This window comes from Leifsonia virtsii, from assembly GCF_030433675.1.
In the GTDB taxonomy this organism is placed as follows: Bacteria; Actinomycetota; Actinomycetes; order Actinomycetales; family Microbacteriaceae; genus Leifsonia; species Leifsonia virtsii.
In genome coordinates, this window is record NZ_JAROCB010000005.1 from 123,422 (window position 1) to 146,982 (window position 23,561).

Here is a 23,561-nt window from a genome sequence, read left to right on the forward strand (position 1 = left end):
TCGTAGCGAACGGACTACGTCCGAGTGAGGGAGACACAAATGGGAACAATCACCGTCGGCGGCGAGAACTCCGCGCCGATCCAGCTGTACTACGAAGACCAGGGCGCCGGGCAACCGGTCGTGCTCTTGTCCGGGTGGCCGTTCGACGCCCGCTCATGGGAGCCGCAACTGCATCCGCTGCTGGAGGCGGGCTACCGGGTCATCAGCGTCGACCGGCGCGGCTTCGGCCGCTCCAGCGGCACGACCACCGGGTACGACTTCGACACGCTCAGCGGCGACGTCGACACGCTTCTGACCACCCTGGACCTGAACGATGTGAACCTCATCGGGTTCTCCCTCGGGACCGGCGAGGTCGCCCGGTATGTCGGACGCTTCGGCACGTCCCGGCTGCGGAGCGTCGCTTTTCTGGAGAGCTTGACCCCGTCATTCGTGAAGAGCGACGACAACCCTAAGGGCGTGGACGCCGCGGGGGTCAAAGGCGTCCAGGACGCGATCGCCGCGGACCGGTTCGCGTGGCTGACGGGGATGATGGACAACTTCCTCAACCTCGACGACTACCAGGGAAAGCTCGTGAGCGAGGACACGGTCCGCTGGATGTGGTCCACCGGCGCCGATTCATCTCCGTACGCCACGTGGGCGTGCCCGCAGCTGTGGCTCGAGGACTTCCAGTCCGACCTCGCCCGCGTCGACGTTCCGGCGCTGATCATGCACGGCACCGCCGACCGGATCCTCTCCATCGACGGGCAGGGACACCGTGCCCACGAAGCGCTCCCGGCCGCCCGGTACGTCGAGATCGACGGCGGACCGCACATCAACCCCGTCACCCACGCCCCCGAGGTCAACCGCCAGCTGCTCGACTTCCTCGCCAACCCGGCCTGACACCAGCGACCCCAAACCCACCCACCCCAGTGAAGCAAACCCAACCCAGAAAGGACGGACATCATGTCCGAAGTCGTGCTCGAACCCGGCGCTCAGGAAATCGCCGACGCCACCGCTAACCCGCCGTACCTGTACGAGATCGGCGTCGAGAAGGCACGGAAGGTCTTCGACGACCTCCAGTCCACACCGATCGAGAAGGCCGAAGTCGGTGAAGACAAGTGGATCACCGTCCCCGCCGAGGTCGGTGACGTCCCGGTGCGCATCATCAAACCGGTCGGCGCCACCGGCACCCTTCCCGTCATCCTCTACGTCCACGGTGGCGGGTGGATCCTCGGCGACTCCGGCACCCACGACCGACTCATCCGGGAACTCTGCGCGGGCGCTAACGCCGCCCTCGTGTTCCCCGAATACGACCGCTCCCCGGAGGCACAGTTCGCTCACGCGATCGAGCAGGCGTACGCGACCGCCCGGTGGATCACCCGGAGCGGCGGTGATGAAGGGCTCGACGCGTCCCGGATGGCGGTCGCCGGCGACTCGGTCGGCGGCAACATGACCATCGCGCTGACGATGCTTGCCAAGCAGCGCGGCGACGTCACGTTCGTCCACCAGTCCCTGTACTACCCGGTCACCGAAGGCGCCCAGAACACCGAGAGCTACAGGACGTTCGCGAACGGACCGTTCCTGACGGCGAAGGCGATGGCGTGGTTCTGGGACGCGTACCTCCCGGATGTCGAGCGCCGCTCGGACGTGCTGGCGTCACCGCTGAACGCCACCCTCGACGAGCTCCGCGGGCTGCCGCCGGCGCTCGTGATCGTGGACCAGAACGACCCGCTCCGCGACGAGGGCGAGGCGTACTCGGCCAAACTTGTCCAGGCCGGGGTGCCCACGGCGAGCGTCCGCATCAACCACGTCACCCACGACTTCATGATGCTGAACAAGGAACGACCCACCCTGGGAACGACGGCCGCAGTCGACCTGGCGATCGTCACGCTGCGCAGGGCGCTCGGCACCGAAAAGCCGTAGCCCTGGCCACGGTGTCATGCCAACGATGCCCGGTGATGCTCCCCTCAGCGCCGGGCATCGCTTCCGTCTTCGAACAGCACGGCGTGTGAGCTCCGACGACGTCCGCAGCTTCGCGGAGGACACGACTTCATCCTTCGAGAGGCAGCCGCAGCTCGCGGCGCTCCGTCACCGTCACCTCCGCTCGCGTGGCGTCACGAGCGATCAGCGATACGCGGAAGTCGGTGAAGACCTCCGCGATGAAATCGGCCACCGTGACGCCGGTGACATGGAACTCCACGGCGGCTTCGCCCCCGCACAGTGTCCCGATTTCCCGGGCGGTGAGAATGATCTCGTCCTCACCGCCTGGTGACGCCTCCAGGTCGATGGCGATGATCCGCCACCGGTGGGCGTCCAGCCCGACCGTCTCAGCGAGCGTGGGATGGCGGATCGCGACGTGTTCATCCGCCCACGCGCCGCCGGCCCAGTCGGCGTAGTCTTCGCCGGCGTCCCGGCTGCTCCACGGCCTCCTCGCCACGACGGGCCGTCCTCAGCCCCACGTGAAGCGAGCGCCGGTGTCCACCCGGTGGAAATACGTCCGCACCAAGGTGATCTGCTCATCGAGGGTCAGGCCGCTCATGCGTGCGCCTCCCCGCCGTCGACGAAGAGCTCGCTGCCGGTGGTGAAGCTGCGGTCCGAAGCGAGGAACAGGACCGCCTCTGCGACTTCCGCTGGTTGGACGAGACGCCCGAGCGGGATGTTCTGGTTGAAGTTGTTCAGCAGTACCTCTGCGGCCTTCTCGTTGGGGGCGAGCCCGCGCAGACCGGGCGTCTCGGTGGGACCGGGCACGACGTTGTTCACGCGGATGCGGCGGGGCGCGAGTTCGATCGCCCAGGTGCGGGTGAGCGAGCGGATCGCCGCCTTGGTTGCGGCGTACACGCCGAAGTTCGGGGCGGCGGTGTCGGCGGTGCTGGAACCGGTGAGGATGACGGAGGCGCCGTCGTTCAACAGCGGAAGGGCCTTCTGTAGGGTGAACGTCGCTCCGCGGACGTTCCGTGCGAAGGTGGCGTCGAAGTCTTCGACGGTGAGTTCGTGCAGGCCCGCGAATCCTCCTCCGCCGGCGTTGATGTGGAGGACGTCCAGGCGGCGTCCGCTGTCGCGGATGGCGTTGAAGACGGCGTCGAGGTCGTCGAGGTCGGAGGCGTCGCCGCGGATGCCGGTGCCCCTCTCTCCGATCGAGGCGACGGCAGCATCGAGGTCGGACTGAGTGCGGCCGGTGACGAAGACGTAGGCGCCCGCCGCGGCGAGGCGCTGAACGACAGCGAGACCGATGCCTTTGGTTCCGCCGGTGACGAGCGCGGTCTTGCCGGCGAGCTCCTGCTGTGCGTCCATGATGTTCTCCTTGGGGTCGATGTTTCAGGGGGAGGGCTCGGACGCGGTCTTCCGGCGGGCGAGTCGTTGCGCTGCAATGGCTTTCCAGGTGAGTTGGGCGGCGACGGCGATCAGCAGCAGCCCGAACAGGGTGCTAGACAGCTGCGGTGGGAGGGCGAGCGCCAACCATGCCCCCGGGACCGATGCCACCGTGGCGGCGAGCCCGAGCGCGAGGCCGGTGGGGACATCCACGTTCTTCGCCCGCCAGTTGGAGATGGTGCCGACCACGCTGGTCGGGATCATGACGACGAGCGAGGTGCCCTTGGCGATCAGGTCGCTGACACCGAAGACGTTGATGAGGGCGGGGACGGCGATGATTCCGCCGCCGATGCCGAACAGGGCGGAGAGCACGCCCATCAGCAGGCCGAGCACGACGTAACCGACACCGACCGCCGGGGTGAACGCGACATCGTGCCCGCGTTGCGGCGTGATGAAGAACAGGCGTGCGGCGACGAGCAGGATGAAGACGATGAACATCCAGCGCAGCCAGGTCAGCGGGATACGTTTGAGCAGGGCGCTGCCCGCAAGCGCGCCGACGACGGCGCCGACGGACACCAGGACGGCTGCGAGCAGGTCCACCTCCCCGGCGACGAGGTACGTGATGGAGCCGACGATCGAGGTCGGCACGATCGCGGCCAGGGAGGTCGCCGCGGCGACTCGCTGGTTCACTTTCGCGAAGGTGACCAGCAGCGGCACCATGACGATGCCGCCGCCGATGGCGAACAGCCCGGAGAGCAGGCCGCCGACCAAACCGATGACGACGATCGTCGTCCAGCGTCGCGGGGTCGCCGGGGCAGCGTGTCCAGTCATCGGACGATCTCCGCGGACCCGAAGACCAGCACTGTCTCCTCCGGTAGCGACAGGCCGGCGCCGCGGGCGTTCGCCGAGTGGTCGTAAACGCCGAAAAGACTGACCTGCCCGGCGGCGAGACGGTCACGGATCGTGTCGACTACGACCGGGACGGGGCGGTCGATTCGTGTGGTGTGCCAGTACTTCATCGTCGTTCCCTTTCCGGCGCCCGCTTCGCTGCGGGTGTCCCATCGCTGCGGGTATGAGGTCGTCTGCTGATGGTGACAGGTCTGGTGACGGCGTCGTCGGCTTTCCGGAGGGTCTGCTCGGCGCGTCGCGCTCCGCGCCGGACGCTGGTGACCAGAGCCAGACTCCGGACAGCAACAATGAGGGTCAACACAGTGGGGACGACGGCCAGGAGCACGGCGACGGGCTCCCAACCGGGGAAGCCATCCAGTCGCACCCACTGGATGCCGTAGGAGGCGGCCGCTGCGACCGGGAAGGTCAGCGACCAGAAGCCGAGACTGAATTGGAGTTTGCGGTACGTGCCGATGAGGAACAGCTGCAGCAGGACCATGATCGCGAGCATCCCTAGGAAGCACAGGGACACCGGGTCGCGGTGCGTTCCGGCAATCAGGAACCAGGCAGTGCCGCCGAGAGCGGGCGGCGCGAGAAGGATGGCGAGCGTCGGCGTCAATGCGTCTGGAAGCGGTGGGAAGAGCGCAAGCCGGGAAAGCAGCACCGTGAGCAGCACAATCCAGAAGAACAGCCCGACAGCGAACGCCGCCACGGCGACGCCGTTCACCTGAAGCCGCGCGGCGACGATGGAGGCGATGAAGGAACCGCCGACGGTCGGCAGCAGGTACGCGCCGTGGAACGCTTCCGGGTTCAGCGCCCCGGTGTGCCAGTAAGAGAGGATCCATCCGCCGAACAGCACCGCCGCGACGAACGACACTGCGGTGAGGATGACGGCGCCGACCGGCCACCAGGCGGTGAGCTGCGAGCCCAGCAGCATTCCGATCGCGGGGATGACCGCTGCGATAGGGCCTTGCGCCGGGTGTCGCAGCTGAGACCGCAGCGTCTCGGTGCTGTGCCGCCCACGGTTCAGGTGCGCGATGATCAGCCACACCCACGCGACCGCGGTCGCGCACCAGAGAACGGCCGGTGCGAGGCCGTTCCAGCCGAACACGGTCGTGACGGTGCTCCACACGGTGGCGAGGCCGGCGATGCCGAAGCAGATGGCGAATGTGTTCAACGGGATACGCGGCATCGACTTGCGGGGACCGGCAGCGGTCATATTCCTTGCCTCCTGTGCTTCTGTCGACCCGGCTGGTCAGGGCTCGAGGGTGGCGATGGGTTCTCCGGCCTCGACGATGTAGGTGGAGAGCATCCGGCCGAGGTCGGGCCCGAGATCGGTGGCGTTGTGCGGGACTCCCGGCGGGATGAGGAAGCCGTCGCCGGCGTTGAGGATCTGGGTATCCGCATCCTGTCGTTCCATGCGGACCCGGCCGGCGAGGATGTAGCCGACCTCCTCGCCCGGGTGGTGGTGCCATCCAGAGGAGACGTCCACGGGGATTTCGGTCAGCACCTGGACGATGTCGCGTCCGGGGATGGAGGAGCGCTGGTGCTGAATCTCGGTGCGCTTGAGGCGGTCGCGGAGGTCGTCGGCGTCGATCGGGCGGTCGTCGGTGGGGGTCGTGTCGGTCATGACTGCTCCTGCGAAGTGGGCGGCTAGTTCGTGCTGCCGCCGAGTCTTCGCTCCGCCGCGTCGGGCGACGCCCGGGAGGCCCGGAGAAGATTTCCGGCAAACCCTACGGCGCCCGTCGCCCATTCGGCGCACGATGAGCGTGTGTCCCTGTCGGTGATGGTCGTAGATGATGACGAGCGGTTCCGCGAATTGGCGCGACGAATGCTCGCCGGGTGCGGCTACACCGCGGACGGGGAAGCGGGGAGCGTCGCCGACGCGGTGAGGATGACGTCATCCCGGATGCCCGACGCTCTACTCGTGGACGTGGGGTTGCCCGACGGGGACGGGTTCGACCTTGTACGTCAACTGACCGCCGGTTCCGCGTCGCCGCGGGTCGTCCTCGTTTCGGCCGACCCGGATTCGGCGTCCGGGCGTGACGCCCGTGCTGCCGGCGCACTAGGATTCGTCCCGAAGAGCGACCTGAGTTGTGCCGTCCTGCATCTGCTTCTCGACACTGACTGAAGCGCAAGGGGAAGATCGGTGGTCCAGCCGGTGAGGGTGTCCGTCGGAGAGGATGACGTGCTTCTCCGACGTGGGGTCGTCCGCGTCTTGACCGACGGCGGCCTCGACGTCGTCGCCGAATCGGGGAGCGCACCGGAGCTGCTCGCCAAGACGCTCGCCTACAAGCCAGACGTCGCAGTTGTCGACATCGGCCTCCCACCCCATCGCGGAGACGATGGATTGCAGGTTGCCGTGGAACTGCGCCGGCGGCTCCCGTCGATCGGTGTCGTCGTGCTCACCCAGCATGACGAGCCCGCCTATGCGATGGAGCTGATCGGCGACCGCGCGGACGGGGTCGGCTACCTGTTGAAGGAACGCGTGGGTGACGTCACCGACTTCTGCGCCGACATCGTCCGTGTCGCTCACGGCGGAAGCGCGTTGGATCCGACCGTGGTCGCCAAGATGATGCGACCGAACACCATCCCCGAACAGCTGGCGCTGCTTACGGAGCGTGAACGTGCGGTTCTCGCCGCGATGGCCGAGGGGCAGTCGAACGCCGGCATCGCACGCAGCCTGCTGATCAGTACTGCGGCGGTCGAAAAGCATGTGACCTCGATTTTCCGCCGACTGCAGATCCCGGAGGACCCCGCCGGGCACCGACGGGTCCAAGCCGTGCTCCGCTACATCACGGCGAACCAAGGGTGACCTCTGGCGTTCCGGTGGGGCTGCTCCTGACAGTTGCCGTTGTACGCGATCCGGAAACGGGCGGCTCCATCGGCCGTCAGGTCGGCGCCGGCGCTGATGTCAGGGTCAGTCCCGGGCCTCCTGGACGTCGCGGGCCTTGAGGGTGCGGTAGGTGGTGACGGGGTGCGTGCCGAGCACGATCTTGCCGCGGGAGTGCAGATTCTGCAGGTCGTCATAGGCGTACTTGATCTCGTCGAGCGGGTAGAAGCCCGAGATGAGCAGGGTGAACGCGCGCTCTTCGGCCAGTTCGGCCAGCCGGGCGAGCTGTGCGGTGCCGTGGGCGACGGATTCCGGGTCCTCCTGCAGCAGCGTGAGCTCGGTGTCGCGGCGGTCCTCGCTCGACCGGTAGCGGGCTGCAGGGACGCCGAGGGACTCGGCCAGGGCACGGCCGTCCCGGCCGAAGTTGTCGATCAGCGCAGTGACCCTGCCGGGCGCCTGCTCGCGGATCCGCTCCTCGATCGCTTCTCCGTATCGCACCGGCTTGATTCCGAGCTGTCGCAGATAGTCGAAATTGCGGTCGCCGCAGGTGCCGATCACGTACGCGCCGCGGTGCTTCGCCAACTGCGCCTCGATGCTGCCGACGCCGCCGGCCGCGGCCGAGATCACGACGATGTCGTCGTGCCCGATCCGCAGGTCGTCCAGGGTGTCGAGCGCGGTGACGCCCGCCAGGTACAAGCCTCCGGCGACCTCCCATGGCACATGCGGCGGCTTCGGTACGAGTGCGCCGACCGGTACGACGATGTGGGTCGCGTGGGCTCCGGTGCGGACATGGCCGATGACCTCGGCGCCGCGGCGGAACCGTCCGCCCGCATCGCCAGTGACGACGATCCCCGCGAAGTCGCTGCCGGAGCCCCGCGGGAACGGCTCGTCGGCCCACGCCTCCTCACGACCGCTCCGGATGAAGCCGTCGATGTGGCTGATGCCCGTCGAGATCACCTCGACCAGCACCTCTTCCGGGCCGGGCTCGGGGAGGGGGCGCGTGCGCTTCTCGAGCACGTCCACGTCCCCGTTGCGGTCGTACTCGAAGACCGTGATCTCCTCGGGCTTCTTCGCCATCGGATGCTCCTTCCGCCAGGGTCCAAGACCCTGGCCGAAGAATATCCCTAGCCGGGCTAGAAATTCTACGGGCTACGGTTCATGTCCTCATTCGAATCGCCCAGTTGCCGAATGAACTGCGGAACGCTCCGCCCCGGAGCCTCGATGAACGAAGGGGGCTCGGTTCGCGGCCGCGACCGGGCGCCGTTCTTTCGCCTGCAGCGCCGCCCGAACGCCTTCGGGGCTGATGACGGCGTCGAACATAGTGGTCGGATGCGCAATGCTCAAGTGGCCTTTCTGCTCGTGCCAACTCGGCAACGAAACGGATGTGATCCGAGAATGTGGACACACTCTGGCCTCGATAGCCGGAAAGCCGTCGATGCGAGCACGCGATTCATCGACCTGGCGTCGCGGGATCGAGTCCCACTCTCGCCGCAAGAGCCCCGGAATCTCACGGTGCCGGGGCTTTTCGTCGCCCGGCCCGGTCGCACTGTCAGGTCGCGCCGTCGCTGAGGTGTCGACTCCTCAGCTCCGCGATCAGCGCGTCCACCGGCATGTCGTCGGTGTGGGCCGTCAGCGGCCGCCCGTCCCCGTCGCCGCCCCTCCAGCGGGCACCCCACGCAGCCAGCTGGTAGAGGATCGGGACCGACTGGATGCCGGCCTCGGTGAGGCTGTACGTCGTGCGCTGGCCCCTGCGGCCCTCGCCCCTGACGAGGAGTCCCGCTTCCACGAGCCTGACGAGGCGGTCGGCGAGGATGTTGGACGCGATCCGCTCACGCGACCCGAGGAGGAGCGCGCGGAAGTTGCGCCGGTCCTCGAACACGATGTCGCGGAGGATCAGCAGCGTCCACCGGTCGCCGAAGACGTCCGCTCCCTCGGCGACGTGGTCCGAAGCGCTGTCCATCGATCCTCCTTGACACGGGGCTCGACCCCACTATAGTGATTGCAACTTACAACCACTATCGATTGGTCGCCGGATGGGCCGCTTCGTCTACACCATGAACACCTCGCTCGATCTGCTGATCGAGCAGGTGCCCGGCGATCACGGAGCCGGGTGGTGGCTGCGGATCGACGAGGAACTGCACCAGGACTTCAACGACGAAGCGAAGCGCTTCGCCATGTTCGTCCAGGGCCGCGTCTTCTACGAGATCATGGAGAAGGCGTGGCCGGATGCCGCGGAAGACGCGTCGGCTCCCGGCGTCACGCAGGAGTACGGCCGGATCTGGGTCTCGACGCCGAAGGTGCTGGTCTCCCGCACGCGCACCAGTGCCGACAACGACACGCGGATCATCGGCCGGGGCGACACGATCGCCCAGCTCGCCCAGCTCAAGGCCGAGACCGAGGGGCGGATCGCGGTCGGAGGGGCGGCGCTGGCGTCGCAGCTCCTGCGTGCCGACCTGCTCGATGAGCTCCTGCTCTACACCCACCCCAGCATCATCGGCTTCGGGCGCCCCCTCTTCGACGACGACGACAGGCCGATCGACCTGCACCTGCTCGAGCAGAAGAGGTTCACCTCCGGTGTGACGATGCACCGATACCAGGTCGTCTCGATGAAGGAGAACGAACAGTGACCGATTCCGAACGTCCGGCGCACCCGACGATCACCCGCCTGCGGGTGGGCGATCTGCAGGCCGGCGACGAGCGTCTGCCGATCAATGTGCACGTGATCGACCACCCCGAGGCACGGATCCTCGTCGACACGGGCCTCACCCGGACGCATCCGGCTGTCGAGGACATGGACCCCCGCTTCCAGCCGCTGGACGAGCTGCCAGGGTTCGATCCGGGCAGCGTCGACATCGTCGTCAACACCCACCTGCACTTCGACCACGTGGGAGGCAACCACCTCTTCGCCGGGCGTCCGATCTACGTGCAGCGGGCCGAGTACCGCGAAGCGCACGCAGGCGAGTACACGATCCTCGACTGGGTGGATGCTCCGGGCGTCGAGTACACGCTGGTGGACGGGGAGCTCGAGCTGCTGCCGGGCGTCCGCCTCCTGCCCGCGCCCGGGCACTCGTCCGGATCCCAGATCGTCGTCGTCGAGACCGCCAACGGTCCCGCGGTGATCTGCGGTGACAGCGCCGTCTTCTTCGGCGAGCTGGACGATCCCGCCACCGAAGCGCAGCACCTCATCCGCAGCCTCGACCCGACCGAGGTCTGGCTCGCCCATCAGGACGCTCCGTGGCCTCCTCCTTCTCTCGGCTGAGCGGCCGGTAGCGGTCGAAGACCACGAGCCCGACCGCTCCGGTCGCGGCGATGGCCGCTGAGATCCAGAACAGGTGCGGGACGCCGAGCCAGGAGGTGCCGAGGCTCCCGACGAAGCCGCCGACCGCGGCGTTGACGGCGAAGGCACTGAGGAACACGCTCGACGCCATGCCGACGCGCGACGGCTCAAGGCGCTGGGCGACGGTGATGCCCAGGACGCCGAACGTCGCGATCACTCCGGCCATCAGGAACTGTCCGGCGATCAGCGCGCTCACCGGTGCCCGGAAGAGATCCGCAGAGGCGTAGCAGCAGTGGGCGGCGACGGCCATCGCGGCACCCGCGAACAGCACGGGGCGGATGCCGAACCGGTCGGCCAGCTTCGCGGCGACAGGCATCAGCGCGACCTCGACGAGCGGCTGGAACCCGATGACGGCGCCGCGAAGGCCGGCTGCGAGACGTAGGGGGCCGTCCATGTAGAGAGGGAGGTAGGCGAGCTTGACCGTCTCCCCGCACATGATCAGGACGTAGATGCCGGTGAAGACGAAGAGCGGAGTCAACCTCCCGCGCTCCGCCGCCGAAAGCGCGGGCGGCCGGTCGAGGCTGGGCGAGCCGGACGGCGGTGGCGCGCCGGCGCCCGCCCCGAGTGTCGGCAGGATCGACAGCAGCATCGTCAGTCCCGTACCCAGGAGCAGCGGACGGAGGCCCCAGACGGCTCCGGCCACCGCTCCGATCACCGGGCCGACGATCCAGCCGATCGCCATCGCCATGCGGATCAGCGCCACGACCTGGTTGTCGACCGGCGTCGGGTTGACGGTCAGCTCGTCGCGCACGGCGGCCTGGAGCTGGGCGGCGCCGGCGCCGGCGGCGCCGAGCAGCACGATGTTGATTGCGAAGGGCATCCAGGTCTGGGTGGCGACGGCCATCAGGGTCCACCCCGCGAAGCCGGCCAGGGCGGAGAGCCGGAAGACGAGCAGACGGGATCCGAGACGGTCGGAGAGGGATCCGAGGGCGTAGCCTGCAACCGGCGCGGCCAGGTTGGTCAGGAAGTACAGGCCGGCGACGGTGGCAGACATGTGGAGTTGCTGGACGAGGAACAGCGTGATCTGGGGTGCGGTGACCGAGATCCCGATGCCGGATACGACCAGGCTGACGAATGCCCCGCTGAGCAGCCGCGACGACAGGATGTAGCGCGCCGGGGACGGGCGCCCGCTGCGAGACGTGAGGGCGTTCGGTATAGAATTGGTAATAAGTGGTATTGTACACAGCCCGCCGGATGGAGAATGCGCGTGGAAGCGATCACGAAACGAGCCGTGCTGGTCAGCCATCTCGGCTACGACTCCGGCGCGCCGAAGGCCGCGGTGGTCGTCGGCCTCGCCGACGGCCTGCGCGCGCGGATCGAGGACCCGGACGGCCGCCCACTCGGCGTGGCGGTCTCCATCGCGGCGCCCGCTCCCGTGGCCGGATGGTCGAGCGTCCGCTATGCCCGGCTCGAGTTCGACGAGCTGCGCGCGCCCGGCCGCTACCTCCTGGTCGCCGAGGACGACGACGGCGTCGTCGTGTCTGAGCCCTTCACCGTCGCCGACGACCGCATCCCCGGACTGATCGTCTCCGACATCACCGCGATGTTCCGGGCACAGCGCTCCAGCGGCGAGATCGAGCGCAAGGATGCCGCGGCCCGGTTCTACGGCGACGACTCGGGGCGGTCGGTGGATGCGCGCGGCGGCTGGCTGGACGCCTCCGGCGACTACAGCAAGTTCCTCAGCCACCTCACCTACACCCGGATGATGAGCCCGCAGCAGATCCCGCTGTGCGCCTGGTCGCTGCTCACCGCCGGTCGCGAACTGCGCTCCGCGCATCCCGGCTTCTCCACCAGCCAGTACCCGCGGCTGCGGGACGAAGGGCTGTTCGGCGCCGACTTCCTCGTGCGGTTCCAGGACGAGAGCGGCTTCTTCTATACGGCGATCTTCGACGCGCTCACGAAGCGGCTCGAGGAGCGGGTCATCACCGCGCCCCTGCAGGACAGCGTGCGCACGCAGCGATGGCAGGCCGGCTACCGACAGGGCGGGGGAGTGGCGATCGCCGCGCTGGCCCTAGCCTCCACCGCGGACACGGACGGCGACTTCACGCGCGAGGAGTACTTCGCGGCGGCGATCCGCGGGTTCGACCACCTGGAGCTCCACAACCGCGATTATCTGTTCGACGGCGAGGAGTCGGTCATCGACGACTACTGCGCCCTCCTCGCGACCGCCGAGCTGGTCCAGGCGGCCGCCGAGCGCGGAGACGATGTCTCGCGGTTCGCGGCGGCGGGCGCAGCGCGGGCCGCGTCGCTCGCCGGGCGGCTGCGGCAGGGCGACGGCGGCGCCTGGCTGGTCGGCGATTTCGAGGGCCGACCGTACTTCCACGCGGCGGAGGCCGGCCTCCCCGCGGTCGCGCTGCTGCGCTGGGCGCAGGTCGCGCGCGACATCCTGGGCGACCCCGCGGCGGCCGAGAGCGCGGCGCAGACCGCAGTTGCCCTGCTGGCGGGGACGCTGGCCCGGACGGACGCCGTGCCGAACCCGTTCGGCTACCCGCGGCAGCGCGTGCAGCCGCTCGGCGGGCAGCCGCGCGACGCGTTCTTCTTCCCGCACGAGAACGAGACCGGCTACTGGTGGCAGGGCGAGAACGCCGGTATCGCGTCGCTGGCGTACGCGGCCGCGGTCGCCTCCCGTCTTCCCGGGCTCGACGGCGGCCTGCGCGAGCGGCTGCGCCGTCTCCGTTCCGACGTCGTCGGGTGGGTCGGCGGCCTCAACCCGTTCGACTCGTGCATGGTTCAGGGGCGGGGGAGGAACGGCGTCGAGTACTCGGCGACCTACCAGAACACGCCGGGCGGCATCGTCAACGGCATCACGTCGGGGTGGGACGACGAGGAGGGCATCGCGTTCCTCCCGGAGGCGGCGCCCGACGGCGAGGAGTGGCGCTGGGCGGAGCAGTGGATCCCGCACTCCGGCTGGTTCCTCCTCGCCGTCTGCGCGGGCTGACCGCGCCGACGCATCCGGCCGGTCAGTCGGTGGGGAGCGGGGCGGGGTCGTCCTCCGAGAAGTCCATCACGGGCGGCTTGCGACGGAAGCCTCCCGTGATCAAGGCCAGCAGCACGACGCCGATCGCGACCCAGATGGCGCCTGCGATGAACGTGGTGACCGACAGGCTGGTCCAGAGCCAGACCGTCAGGGCGAAGCCGATCAGCGGCGCCACCAGGTGCGAGAGCACCGCGCGGGTGCCGCGCTCTCGCCGATCGATCAGATAGTGCTTGATCACCGCCAGGTTGACGAAGCTGAAGGCCACGAGGGCGCCGAAGGAGATCACCGAGGCGGCGACGTCGAGCGGCAGCAGCAGCGCGCCGACGAGTCCGACGGCGCCTACGATCAGGATGGACAGCCACGGCGTCGTGAAGCGCGGGTGGATGGCACCGAACACCTTCCGTGGAAGCTGCCCGTCCCGTCCCATGGCGAACAGGATGCGCGCGACGCTGGCCTGCGAGGTCATCGCCGACGCGAAGCTGCCGGCGATGTACGCGGCGGTGAAGAAGGTGAACAGCGCCCCTCCGCCGATCCGGGTCATCACATCGAGCGGCGCGGAGTCGGCGTTGGTGAAGTGCGCGTAGTCCGGGAACACGAGTCCTGCGACGTAGGCGGTCACGATGAACAGCAGACCGCCGATCAGCGTGCACAGGATGATCGCGCGCGGGATGCTCTTCCTGGCGTCCTTGGCCTCCTCGCTCAGCGTCGACACGGCGTCGAAGCCGAGGAAGGCGAGCGCGAGGATGGCCGCTCCCGCCGCGATGCCCCCGACCGGCGTGCTCGCCGAGAAGAAGGGGTCGAGGAGGTTCGGGACCTGTGCGCCGCCACCGAGGTAGGCGATGCCGGTGGCCACGAAGACGACGATGAAGACGATCTGCACGCCGACGAGGGCGAGGTTGGCGCTCGACACCAGGGTGATCCCGATGACGTTCAGGAGGGTGACGACCACCACCGATCCGACGACCCAGACCCAGGCGGGCACGGCGGGGAAGGCGGCGTTCAGGTAGATCCCGATGACGAGGTAGTTGAGTAGCGGGAGGGCGAGATAGTCGAGCAGCAGCGTCCACCCGGTGAGGAAGCCGAGGTGGCGACCGAAGGTGCGCTGCGTGTAGGTGTACGCGGAACCGGCGACCGGGTAGGCGCGCACCATGCTGGCGTAGCTGCCCGCGGTGAACAGCATCGCGATGGTCGTCACGAGGTAGGCGCCCGCGAGGTGCCCGCCTGTCGTCTCGGTGACGAGGCCGTAGGTGGTGAAGACGGCCAGCGGGAGCATGTAGGCGAGGCCGAACAGGAGGAGCGACGGGGTGCCGAGGCTGCGCTTGAGGCGTGGACCGGCCGGAGCGACGGTGCTCGCGGTCCCAGGGGTGGTGGTCACGGGGTGCCTTTCGTCGATGCGGGAAAGCGTTTACCCGGAATGTATAGCTTTGGTCCTGGATTGGTAAAGAGAAATCTTTCCGAGCCGACTCCCGGTCGGTTCAGGGCTCGACGACGGCCTTGACGAACCCGGGCGCGCGATCGGCCATCAGCGCGTAGGCCTCGTCGACCCTGTCGAGCCCGAACCGGTGGGTGATGAGCGGGGCGAAGGTGAAGGCGCGCGATGCCACCTGGCCCAGCGCGTCCGTCATGGCCCGCATGACGCGCGGGTGGTCCGGGCAGAAGCCGTTGACCACCGTCGCGCCCTTGTACCAGAGCTCCATGTCGAAGGGGGCGTCGCCGGTGTGGTGATAGCCGACGACGCACAGCGTTCCGAACGGGCGCACGAGCGGCGACGCCGTCGCGAGGCCGCGCGTCACTCCCGTCGCCTCAAGGACGACGTCGGCGCGAGGATCCGCCGCCCCCGTCCCGTCGGCCGCGACGAAGGCCGGCACCTCGTCGGGGTGGAGCACCACTTCGGCACCCAGCGAGAGCGCCCGGGCCCGCGCCTCCGGGTTGGGGTCGACCGCGATGATCGTGCGCGGCATGCGACTGCGTGCGAGCTGGAGCAGGCCGAGGCCCATGAAGCCCAGCCCGACGATCGCGACCCGCGAGCCGGGGGAGAGGGGAGTGCGCGAGATCGCCTCCTCGAGGGTGGCGATCGGCTCCCCGATGGCGTGCGCCGGTTCGATCCCCGCGGGGACGGGCAGCAGCAGGTCGTCGTCGAGGACGGCGTGCGATGCGAAACCGGGGCCGCCGAGCCCGGTGACGAGTTCGCCGGTCCGCCAGCGGGAGGTGGCGGACCCCGTGGCCACGACACGGCCGGTGATCTCATGACCGAGCTCGATCGGCGGCTGCCCGTCGGCCGGGCCGCTCAGCCACGGGCCGAGGTCGGAGGTGCAGACCCCGCTGGCGACGATCTCGACGAGAACCTGGCCCGGCGCGGGCTCGGGAGTGGGCTCCTCGTGGATGCGGGAGGTGCGGGGTGCGACGACGCGACTGATCAGCATGCGGTCAGTGTAGCGCCGTGGTCCATTGTGGTTTTAGGTGGACGGCTGTCCTGCGGTGTGTTGAGTCGACTTCCGATGTTTCCAGCGCGTAAATCAACGAACCATCTCTTGTTCAGCGGCCTGTTCTGTCTTAGTCTGGCATTGCGTGGTATCCAACTGGGATACCGCCGGTTCGTTCAATGGAGACAGCGATGCAGACGTATTCCGCGGCCGTCGTCGCCGCAGGCGGGCAGGGCCGAGTCCATGCCGCCGCCTATGCGGCCGACCCACGCGTGCGCCTGGCCGCCGTGGCCGACGTCGACCTCGCCGCGGCGCGACGCCTAGCGGAGGACCTCGGCATCCCGAACGTCTACACCGAGGTCGCGGACCTCCTCGCCGCCGAGCGCCCCGATGTCGTCAGCGTCTGCACGCCGCCCGCCCACCGCCGGCCGATCGTGGAAGCGGCCATCGCCTCCGGGGTGCGGGCGATCCACTGCGAGAAGCCCTTCGCGCTCAGCTACGGGGACGCCGTGGCGATGACCGAGCTCGCCGCCGCGGCCGGGGTGCAGCTGACCGTCAACCTGCAGCGCCGCTTCGAGCCGGTCCACCGCTTCGCCCGCGCGCAGCTCGACGACGGCGCCATCGGCGAACTAGTCAGCATCGAGGGCTACTGCCCCAACCTCTTCGACTGGGGCAGCCACATCGTCGACCTCGCGCTGTTCTACCGGCACGATCGGCCGGCCGAGTGGGTGCTGGGGCAGATCGACGTGAGCACCAACCGCTACGTCTACGGCGCGTTCGTCGAGACGTCCTCGATCACCCAGGTGGCCTGGGAGGACGGCGTCCGCGCGGTGATCTCCACCGGGCGGGAGCCGGCGACGCCGGTCCTCAACCGGGAGAACAACCTCGGCCTCATCCTGCAGGGCACCCGCGGTCGCATCGTCGTCAACGGGCGGGAGGCCCTCGTCCAGCGGTTCGGCGCCGACGGCATGCGGTTCGCCTCCCCGTACGCGAGCGATCCCGCCACCTGGGACCACGGCATCGACCCCGCGATCTTCGTCTGCACCGAGGCCGCCGTCGCCGACCTGATCGACGGTGTCGAGACCGGGTCCGAGCCGGTCCTCGCCGCACGTCACGCTCTCGCCGGAGCCGCGATCGTCTTCGCGACCTACGAGAGCAGCCGGTCGCGGGGCCGCGTCCCGCTGCCGCTGGAGGTCCACGACAACGCCCTCCTCAGCGGCCTGCACGAGGGACTGTGGTCTCCCGTCGGCGAACTGCGGTCGACGTGGTGACCGCGGTGGCGACGGCGACTGTCATGCTCGTGGGCGACGACGTGTACGAGGACCTCTTCGGCGCCGGCGTCGAACTGCAGGCGCTCCTCGCCGAGGAGGGGCTGGCGACACGCGTGCGCATCGGCGCAGGAGCGCTCCGCGATGCGCAGACCGCCGACGGCGTGATCGCGCTGTACCGCGCCGCCGGCGAACTCGACGACGCCGAGAGGCGCGGGCTGGAGGAGGCCGTCTCCGGGGGAGCGGGCCTGCTCGCCGTGCACTCGACCGCCTACCTGGAGGACGACGAGCTGGCTCCCGTGATCGGCGCACGCTACGTCGACCACGGCCCGCGACCCCACGAGTCGCGCTTCGCGGTGCAGCTGGCCCCGCACCCGGTGACCGCGGGCGTCGCACCGTTCCAGCTGGAGCACGAGCACTACAGGCTCGCGGTCCAGCCCGGCGTCGACGTGCTCGCCTGGCGGGAGGCCCCGTACGGCCGAGAGCCGCTCGTCACCGCGCACTCCTACGGCCGAGGCCGCGTCTGCTACCTGCAGTTCGGCCACGACCTGCGCGCCTGGGGCGAACCGGAGGTGCGGCGGCTGGTGACCAACGCCGCCCGCTGGCTCGCCGCCCCCACGACCACCCGCCCGAACGACGCGGAGGACACGAACCCGCTATGAGAGTGCTCCTGAGACGAGCCGTCTTCTACCTGATCACCGCCTGGGCGGCGATCAGCCTCAACTTCCTGCTGCCGCGGATCATGCCGGGCAGCCCGGCGGATGCGCTCATCGCCAAGTTCCACGGCAAGCTCTCGCCGCAGGCCATCGAGGCGCTGCGCGTGCTGTTCGGCCAGAGCGACGCCAGCCTGTGGCAGCAGTACCTCGACTACTGGAAGAACCTGTTCAGCGGCAACTTCGGCATCTCCTACGCGTACTATCCGACGCCGGTGTCGGACGTGCTGGCGAGTAGCATCGGCTGGACGCTCGTGCTCATCACGGTCTGCACCGTGCTCGGCTTCGTCATCGGCACGGGACTCGGGATGATCGTCGGCTGGAAGCGCGGCAGCTGGCTCGACGGCCTCATCCCGGTGACGACGCTCCTGTCGAGCATCCCTTACTTCTGGTTCGCGATCTGCGTGGTCCTGATCTTCTCGATCATCCTGCGCTGGTTCCCGCTCTCCGGCGGCTACTCGGTGACCGAGACCATCGGCTGGAACCTCGGCTTCATCGGCAGCGCCACCTACTACGCGGTGCTCCCCGCCCTGACGATCGTGGTCGCCTCCATCGGCGGCTGGCTGATCGGCATGCGCAACATGATGGTCACGACCCTCAGCGAGGACTACGTCCGGCTCGCCGAGGCGAAGGGGCTCTCCAAGCGCCGGGTGATGGTGACCTACGCGGCGCGCAACGCCATCCTGCCCTCGTTCTCGAGCTTCGCGATGTCGCTCGGCTTCGTCGTCGGCGGATCGATCGTGACCGAGGTCGTCTTCAACTACCCCGGGATCGGGACCGTGCTGTTCAAGGCCGCGCAAGCGCAGGACTACCCGCTGATGCAGGGCATCTTCCTGGTGATCACGATCACGGTGCTGATCGCGAACATGCTCGCCGACCTCCTGTACGTCTTCCTCGACCCCCGCACACGAGAGAGCTGAGAGCTGACATGGCCATCGCCACCGCCACCGTCGCCGAGGCGGAGAACGCCGAGACGGACACCCCGACATCCCGCTTCGCGTGGATGCGCGCCTTCCGGCGCCCCTGGACGCTGACCGGCGTCGTCATCGTCGCGATCTTCTGCCTGTTCGCGATCATCGGGCCGTGGGTCGCCCCGTACGACCCGTCGGCCGTCAGCAAGGAGACGCTCCAGCCGCCGAGCCCCGAGCACTGGCTCGGCACCACCCAGACCGGCCAGGACGTCCTGTCGCAGATGCTGTACGGGACGCAGATCTCGATCATCGTCGGCGTGGGCGCCGCGATCATCGCGACCCTCCTGTCGGTGCTGGTCGGCCTCGCCGCGGGGTACCTGGGCGGCCTCTCCGACGAGCTGCTCTCGCTGCTGGCCAACGTGTTCCTGGTGATCCCGGCGCTTCCGCTGACGGTCATCCTGGCGGCCTACCTGCCCAAGTCCGGCTCGATCGGCATCATCCTGGTCATCTCGATCACGGGATGGGCGTGGGGCGCCCGCGTGCTCCGCGCGCAGACGCTGTCGCTGCGCAAGCGGGACTTCGTGGAGGCCGCCCGCGCGACCGGCGAGCGCACGTCGAGCATCATCTTCCGCGACATCTTCCCGAACCAGATCGCGGTCATCGCCGCGAGCTTCCTCGGCACGGTGACCGGTGCGATCCTCACCCAGGCGAGCCTCGCGTTCCTCGGCCTCACGAACGTCACCGAGTGGTCGTGGGGCACCATCCTCTACTGGGCGCAGGTGTCCAGCGCGATGCTCACCGGCTCCTGGTGGTGGTTCGTGCCGGCCGGTCTCGCCATCGCGCTGCTCGGGACGGGCCTGTCGCTGGTGAACTTCGGCATCGACGAGTTCATCAACCCGCGGCTGCGGCAGGCGGGCATCGGCACGAAGAAGGCGCAACGGGCTCAGGCCAGGGCGCAGCGGGCGCGCGTCGTCCGCCGTCCGGCCCGGGCGCGAGGCGAGCGGGCCCCGCACCGGCCGTACGACCCGGCGACGAGCGACGTCATCCTCCGCATCCAGAACCTCCACGTCGACTACGTCGGCGAGAACTCGGTCACGCCCGCGGTGAACGACGTGTCGCTGACCCTGCGCCGCGGCGAGGTGCTCGGCATCGCGGGGGAGTCCGGATCGGGCAAGTCGACGCTCGCCTACGCCATCACCCGGCTGCACAAGCCGCCGGCGCAGATCACCGGCGGCGGCATCCTCTACACGAACGCCGACGGGTCGACGACCGACATCCTGCGGATGAGCGACAGCGAGCTGCGGGAGTTCCGCTGGGACGAGCTGTCGATCGTGTTCCAGTCGGCGATGCACGCCCTCAACCCGGTGCTCACCGTCGGGGCCCAGCTCGACGACGTGCTGCGGGCGCACCGCCCGGAGATGTCCAGCGCCGACCGTGCCGCCCGCGTCATCGAGCTGCTGGGGCTCGTCGGCATCCAGACCGACCGGGTCGACGCGTACCCGCACGAGCTGTCCGGCGGGATGCGGCAGCGCGCCATGATCGCGGTCGGGCTCGCGCTCGACCCGGAGATCATCGTCATGGACGAGCCGACCACCGCGCTCGACGTGGTGATCCAGCGGCAGATCATCGAGAAGATCATCGAACTGAAAGACCGCCTCGGGTTCGCCGTCGTCTTCATCACCCACGACCTCTCCCTCCTCATCGAGCTCTCCGACACGATCGCCGTGATGTACGCCGGCCGTGTCGTCGAGCTCGCCGACGCGGGCGAGTTCTACCGCAATCCACGCCACCCCTACAGTCAGGGGCTGCTCGCCTCCTTCCCGACGCTGTCCGGGCCGAAGCGCGAGCTCGCCGGCATCCCCGGGTCCCCGCCGGACCTGCGCAAGCTGCCCGCGGGATGCGCGTTCGCGCCCCGCTGCCCGCTCGCCTTCGACCGGTGCGTGCAGGTCGTCCCGCCCCTGGTCCCGCTCGCCGGGCCGGCCGAGTGGCGCCAGGCAGAGGCCGCCTGCCTGCTCTACGAGGGCGACGGGTCCGCGCCCGACCGCCCGACCGACGCGGTGGCCGAGCTCCCGCACGCCGATCAGATGGAGGACGCCCGATGACGACCACCGAGACCGCCCCACTCGCCGGGTCCCCGGCGGACGGCGACGTGCCCATCCTCGAGGCCCTCCACGTCACGAAGCACTTCCCGGCCCGGGGCTCGCTCTTCAAGCGGGGCCCGCGCCGGGTGGTTCACGCCGCCGACGACGTGTCGATCGCGCTGCGCGCCGGACGCATCATGGCGCTGGTCGGCGAGTCCGGCTCCGGCAAGTCGACCTTCGCCCGGCTGCTCGCGCAACTGCACCCCGTCACCTCCGGGGAGATCCGCTACCGCGGCAAGCCGGTCCGGGTGAAGGGCGGCCGCTCGCTGCGCGCGCACGTGAGCAAAGTCCAGCTGATCCTGCAGGACCCGTTCGGCTCCTTCAACCCGGTGGCGACGATTGCCCGGACGCTCATGCGGGCCGTCCGCATCCACCACCCGAAGGCCACGGCCGCCGAGCAGCGCCGCATCATCGACGACCTGCTCGGCCAGGTGAGCCTCCGGCCGGCGCGCCAGTTCACCGAGAAGTACCCGCACGAGCTCTCCGGCGGCCAGCTGCAGCGCATCTCGATCGCCCGCGCGCTCGCCGCGAACCCGGACGTGTTCCTCGCCGATGAGCCGGTGTCGAGCCTCGACGTGTCCATCCGGCTCGGAGTGCTCAACCTCCTGCGTCGCCTGGTCGAGGAGCGCGGTGTCGCCCTGCTCTACGTCACCCATGACATCGCCTCCGCGCGCTACTTCGCCGAGGACACCAGCGTCATGTACGCCGGGCAGCTCGTGGAGGCCGGACCGAGCGAGACGGTGACCCAGAACGCCGCGCACCCGTACACCCAGCTGCTGATCGCCTCCGCCCCCGACCCGTCCCGCGCGGACGACGCCCGGCCGCGCGACATCGGCCAGCCTCCCAGCCTCATCGACCCGCCGAGCGGATGCCGCTTCCACCCGCGCTGCCCGTTCGCGATGGAGCGCTGCCGCACCGACGCGCCGCCCGCCTTCGCACTCGAGGACGGCCAATGGGCGAAGTGCTGGCTGTACGACGGCGACGACGAGGCCGCAGCGCGCCGCGTCGAGAACGCCGCGGCCTACGGACTCGGAGCGGTGCGCCCTGCGGGCCGCCGTCTCCCCACAGACGCTCCAGCAACAACCGACACCAAGGGAGACCAGCAATGAATCGCAGAAGGTCCATACGTCACGCCGCCATCGGCGCGGCCTTGGCCGCCTCGCTCGTCGTGCCGCTCGCCGCCTGCTCCTCGAACGGTTCCGGCTCGGGCGACGGACTGATCCTCAACGTGGCGAGTCAGTCCGACAGCCTCACCCAGTCCTTCAACCCGTACCTGCCGAACACGGCCCAGGGCGCGACGTACACCAACCAGGGCGCCGGCGGCTTCATCTACGAGCCGCTCGTGCAGATCAACAACGTCGACATCGGACACGACATCCCGTGGCTCGCCAAGTCGTGGGAGTGGACGGACGAGAACAAGACCCTGACGCTGCATCTGCAGTCCGGGGTGAAGTGGACCGACGGCCAGAAGTTCTCGGCCGACGACGTCGTCTTCACCTACGAGCTGCTCAAGAAGTACCCGGCGCTCAACGTCGGCGGCGTCAACTTCGACACCATCACCGCCAAGGACCCGGACACGGTCGTCATGACCTTCGCCGCGCCGTCGGAGACGCAGTTCACCTCGCTGGTCTCTGCCGCGATCGTGTCGAAGCACATCTGGTCGAAGGTGGGCGACCCCACCAAGTACGTGGACAAGAACCCGGTCGGCACCGGTCCTTTCGTCCTCGACACGTTCTCTCCCCAGAGCTTCGTGCTGAAGACGAACAAGAACTACTGGCAGACGCCCGCGAAGATCGGCGGCATCCGGTTCATCCCCTACAAGGACAACCAGGGCCAGACGAACGCGCTGGTGCAGGGGCAGGCCGACTGGTCCGGCACCTACATCGCCGACGCCGAGAAGACCTACCTCTCCAAGAGCAAGGACAACCACTACTGGGCGCCGGTCGTCGGATCCGACGGCCTCATCCCGAACCTGGAGAAGTGGCCGCTGAGCGACATCGCGGTGCGCCGGGCGATCAGCCTGGGCGTCGACCGCGCGCAGGTCGGCGCCGCCACGGACTCGCCGCCGGCCACGAACCAGACCGGCCTGCCGATGCCCGCGTTCCTCAGCGAGGTCGCGCCGAAGTACAAGGACCTGAACTTCAAGCAGGACAAGCCGGCCGCCGAGAAGCAGCTGACCGACGCCGGCTACACGAAGGGCTCGGACGGGTACTACGAGAAGGGCGGCAAGAAGGTCGAGTTCTCGGTCAGCTTCCCGGCGTCGTACACCGACATCGCGGCCCGCGCCCAGGTGCTGGTCTCGCAGCTGAAGGACATCGGCATCAAGCTCGACATCGACACCACCTCGGTGAACGACATCAACAAGATCACCGCCGACGGCACCTTCCAGTCGACGATCGGCTATCCGGTCGGGCCTGCGCCTCGAGCGTTCAACATCTACGACTCGATGATGAACCCGAACAAGTACTACCCGCTGGGGCAGGCGACGCCGACGTTCGAGAACATCGAGCGCTTCAACGACCCGGTGGCCAAGCAGCTGTTCACGCAGTACCCGCTGGCCACCTCGGACGCCGAGCGCGCCAAGATCCTCGAGCAGCTGCAGGGGATCTGGATCGACCAGCTCCCGATGATCGTGATGTTCTACTGGGGCAACTACGGCGACTGGAGCAGCGCGAAGGTCACCGGATGGCCCAGCGAGCAGAACCCCTACTTCGCGCCGTACCCCAACCCGGTGGTGGCGCTGAAGCTCAAGCCGGTCTCCTGAGCGACCGCGCAACCGCCC

The 23,561-nt window shown here is 68.9% G+C and carries 24 protein-coding genes; 13 read left to right on the top strand and 11 right to left on the bottom strand.

Annotated features, from left to right (window positions below):
- Window positions 1-39: 39 nt before the first annotated feature.
- Window positions 40-879 (top strand): alpha/beta fold hydrolase, encoded by an 840-nt coding sequence (locus tag P5G59_RS17500; protein ID WP_301220294.1) that lies wholly within the window; start codon window positions 40-42, stop codon window positions 877-879.
- 63 nt (window positions 880-942) lie between these two features.
- Window positions 943-1,902 (top strand): alpha/beta hydrolase, encoded by a 960-nt coding sequence (locus tag P5G59_RS17505; RefSeq protein ID WP_301220295.1) that lies wholly within the window; start codon window positions 943-945, stop codon window positions 1,900-1,902.
- A gap of 127 nt (window positions 1,903-2,029) precedes the next feature.
- Here the strand turns inward: P5G59_RS17505 and P5G59_RS17510 are convergent, their stop codons facing one another.
- From P5G59_RS17510 to P5G59_RS17535, 6 genes are all read right to left on the bottom strand, one after another.
- A complete protein-coding gene (locus P5G59_RS17510; protein WP_301220296.1) occupies window positions 2,030-2,416 on the bottom strand; it encodes a hypothetical protein in 387 nt (128 codons plus the stop codon).
- A 98-nt stretch (window positions 2,417-2,514) separates the two neighbouring features.
- Complete coding sequence (locus tag P5G59_RS17515; RefSeq protein WP_301220297.1) at window positions 2,515-3,270, bottom strand: SDR family NAD(P)-dependent oxidoreductase; 756 nt, start codon at window positions 3,268-3,270, stop codon at window positions 2,515-2,517.
- Between the two features lie 24 nt (window positions 3,271-3,294).
- A complete protein-coding gene (locus P5G59_RS17520; RefSeq protein ID WP_301220298.1) occupies window positions 3,295-4,119 on the bottom strand; it encodes a sulfite exporter TauE/SafE family protein in 825 nt (274 codons plus the stop codon).
- A complete protein-coding gene (locus P5G59_RS17525; RefSeq protein WP_301220299.1) occupies window positions 4,116-4,307 on the bottom strand; it encodes a DUF302 domain-containing protein in 192 nt (63 codons plus the stop codon). Before P5G59_RS17525 ends, P5G59_RS17520 begins: the two co-directional genes overlap by 4 nt.
- Window positions 4,304-5,395: an SLAC1 family transporter gene (locus tag P5G59_RS17530; protein WP_301220300.1), complete on the bottom strand. Its 1,092-nt coding sequence runs from the start codon at window positions 5,393-5,395 to the stop codon at window positions 4,304-4,306. Before P5G59_RS17530 ends, P5G59_RS17525 begins: the two co-directional genes overlap by 4 nt.
- A gap of 36 nt (window positions 5,396-5,431) precedes the next feature.
- Window positions 5,432-5,806, bottom strand: coding sequence for a cupin domain-containing protein (locus tag P5G59_RS17535; RefSeq protein ID WP_301220301.1), 375 nt, complete (start codon window positions 5,804-5,806; stop codon window positions 5,432-5,434).
- A 141-nt stretch (window positions 5,807-5,947) separates the two neighbouring features.
- On the opposite strand from P5G59_RS17535, the gene P5G59_RS17540 reads away from it, so the two are divergent.
- Together P5G59_RS17540 and P5G59_RS17545 are read left to right on the top strand one after the other, a co-directional pair.
- Entirely contained in the window at window positions 5,948-6,307 is a 360-nt protein-coding gene (locus P5G59_RS17540; protein ID WP_301220302.1) for a response regulator, read from the top strand.
- An 18-nt stretch (window positions 6,308-6,325) separates the two neighbouring features.
- A complete protein-coding gene (locus P5G59_RS17545; protein ID WP_301220303.1) occupies window positions 6,326-6,991 on the top strand; it encodes a response regulator transcription factor in 666 nt (221 codons plus the stop codon).
- A gap of 105 nt (window positions 6,992-7,096) precedes the next feature.
- On the opposite strand, the gene P5G59_RS17550 is transcribed toward P5G59_RS17545, so the two are convergent.
- Both P5G59_RS17550 and P5G59_RS17555 read right to left on the bottom strand, forming a co-directional pair.
- A complete protein-coding gene (locus tag P5G59_RS17550; RefSeq protein WP_301220304.1) occupies window positions 7,097-8,086 on the bottom strand; it encodes an NADP-dependent oxidoreductase in 990 nt (329 codons plus the stop codon).
- A 472-nt stretch (window positions 8,087-8,558) separates the two neighbouring features.
- A complete protein-coding gene (locus tag P5G59_RS17555; protein WP_301220305.1) occupies window positions 8,559-8,969 on the bottom strand; it encodes a winged helix-turn-helix transcriptional regulator in 411 nt (136 codons plus the stop codon).
- 73 nt (window positions 8,970-9,042) lie between these two features.
- Here P5G59_RS17555 and P5G59_RS17560 point away from each other — a divergent pair, with 73 nt between their 5' ends.
- Window positions 9,043-9,636, top strand: a complete 594-nt coding sequence (locus P5G59_RS17560; protein ID WP_301220306.1) for a dihydrofolate reductase family protein — start codon at window positions 9,043-9,045, stop codon at window positions 9,634-9,636.
- Complete coding sequence (locus P5G59_RS17565) at window positions 9,633-10,268, top strand: N-acyl homoserine lactonase family protein (RefSeq protein ID WP_301220307.1); 636 nt, start codon at window positions 9,633-9,635, stop codon at window positions 10,266-10,268. Before P5G59_RS17560 ends, P5G59_RS17565 begins: the two co-directional genes overlap by 4 nt.
- Here P5G59_RS17565 and P5G59_RS17570 read toward each other — a convergent pair.
- Window positions 10,192-11,592: an MFS transporter gene (locus P5G59_RS17570; RefSeq protein WP_301220308.1), complete on the bottom strand. Its 1,401-nt coding sequence runs from the start codon at window positions 11,590-11,592 to the stop codon at window positions 10,192-10,194. The two genes, P5G59_RS17565 and P5G59_RS17570, sit on opposite strands and share 77 nt — an antisense overlap.
- Between P5G59_RS17570 and P5G59_RS17575 the strand changes: the two genes are divergently transcribed.
- Entirely contained in the window at window positions 11,554-13,284 is a 1,731-nt protein-coding gene (locus P5G59_RS17575; RefSeq protein WP_435871285.1) for a glycoside hydrolase family 9 protein, read from the top strand. The genes P5G59_RS17570 and P5G59_RS17575 overlap by 39 nt on opposite strands.
- Window positions 13,285-13,306: 22 nt before the next feature.
- On the opposite strand, the gene P5G59_RS17580 is transcribed toward P5G59_RS17575, so the two are convergent.
- Both P5G59_RS17580 and P5G59_RS17585 read right to left on the bottom strand, forming a co-directional pair.
- Complete coding sequence (locus tag P5G59_RS17580) at window positions 13,307-14,698, bottom strand: APC family permease (RefSeq protein ID WP_301220310.1); 1,392 nt, start codon at window positions 14,696-14,698, stop codon at window positions 13,307-13,309.
- Window positions 14,699-14,798: 100 nt separating this feature from the next.
- On the bottom strand, window positions 14,799-15,746 hold the full coding sequence (locus tag P5G59_RS17585) for a zinc-dependent alcohol dehydrogenase (protein WP_301220311.1): 948 nt from the start codon (window positions 15,744-15,746) through the stop codon (window positions 14,799-14,801).
- A gap of 191 nt (window positions 15,747-15,937) precedes the next feature.
- On the opposite strand from P5G59_RS17585, the gene P5G59_RS17590 reads away from it, so the two are divergent.
- The 6 genes from P5G59_RS17590 to P5G59_RS17615 are packed head-to-tail and all read left to right on the top strand — an operon-like array spanning window position 15,938 to window position 23,543.
- Window positions 15,938-17,017, top strand: a complete 1,080-nt coding sequence (locus tag P5G59_RS17590; protein ID WP_301220312.1) for a Gfo/Idh/MocA family protein — start codon at window positions 15,938-15,940, stop codon at window positions 17,015-17,017.
- 5 nt (window positions 17,018-17,022) lie between these two features.
- Window positions 17,023-17,676 carry a ThuA domain-containing protein gene (locus P5G59_RS17595; protein WP_301220313.1) on the top strand — a complete coding sequence of 218 codons (654 nt, stop codon included), beginning with the start codon at window positions 17,023-17,025 and terminating at the stop codon, window positions 17,674-17,676.
- The gene (locus P5G59_RS17600) at window positions 17,673-18,647 is read left to right on the top strand and encodes an ABC transporter permease (protein ID WP_301220314.1); all 975 of its coding nucleotides are present in this window, start codon (window positions 17,673-17,675) and stop codon (window positions 18,645-18,647) included. Before P5G59_RS17595 ends, P5G59_RS17600 begins: the two co-directional genes overlap by 4 nt.
- Before the next feature lie 8 nt (window positions 18,648-18,655).
- Window positions 18,656-20,740, top strand: coding sequence for a dipeptide/oligopeptide/nickel ABC transporter permease/ATP-binding protein (locus P5G59_RS17605; protein ID WP_301220315.1), 2,085 nt, complete (start codon window positions 18,656-18,658; stop codon window positions 20,738-20,740).
- Window positions 20,737-21,888: an ABC transporter ATP-binding protein gene (locus P5G59_RS17610; protein ID WP_301220316.1), complete on the top strand. Its 1,152-nt coding sequence runs from the start codon at window positions 20,737-20,739 to the stop codon at window positions 21,886-21,888. Before P5G59_RS17605 ends, P5G59_RS17610 begins: the two co-directional genes overlap by 4 nt.
- The gene (locus P5G59_RS17615) at window positions 21,885-23,543 is read left to right on the top strand and encodes an ABC transporter substrate-binding protein (protein ID WP_301220317.1); all 1,659 of its coding nucleotides are present in this window, start codon (window positions 21,885-21,887) and stop codon (window positions 23,541-23,543) included. The genes P5G59_RS17610 and P5G59_RS17615 overlap by 4 nt, the downstream gene beginning before the upstream one ends.
- The last annotated feature ends 18 nt before the right edge of the window (window positions 23,544-23,561 follow it).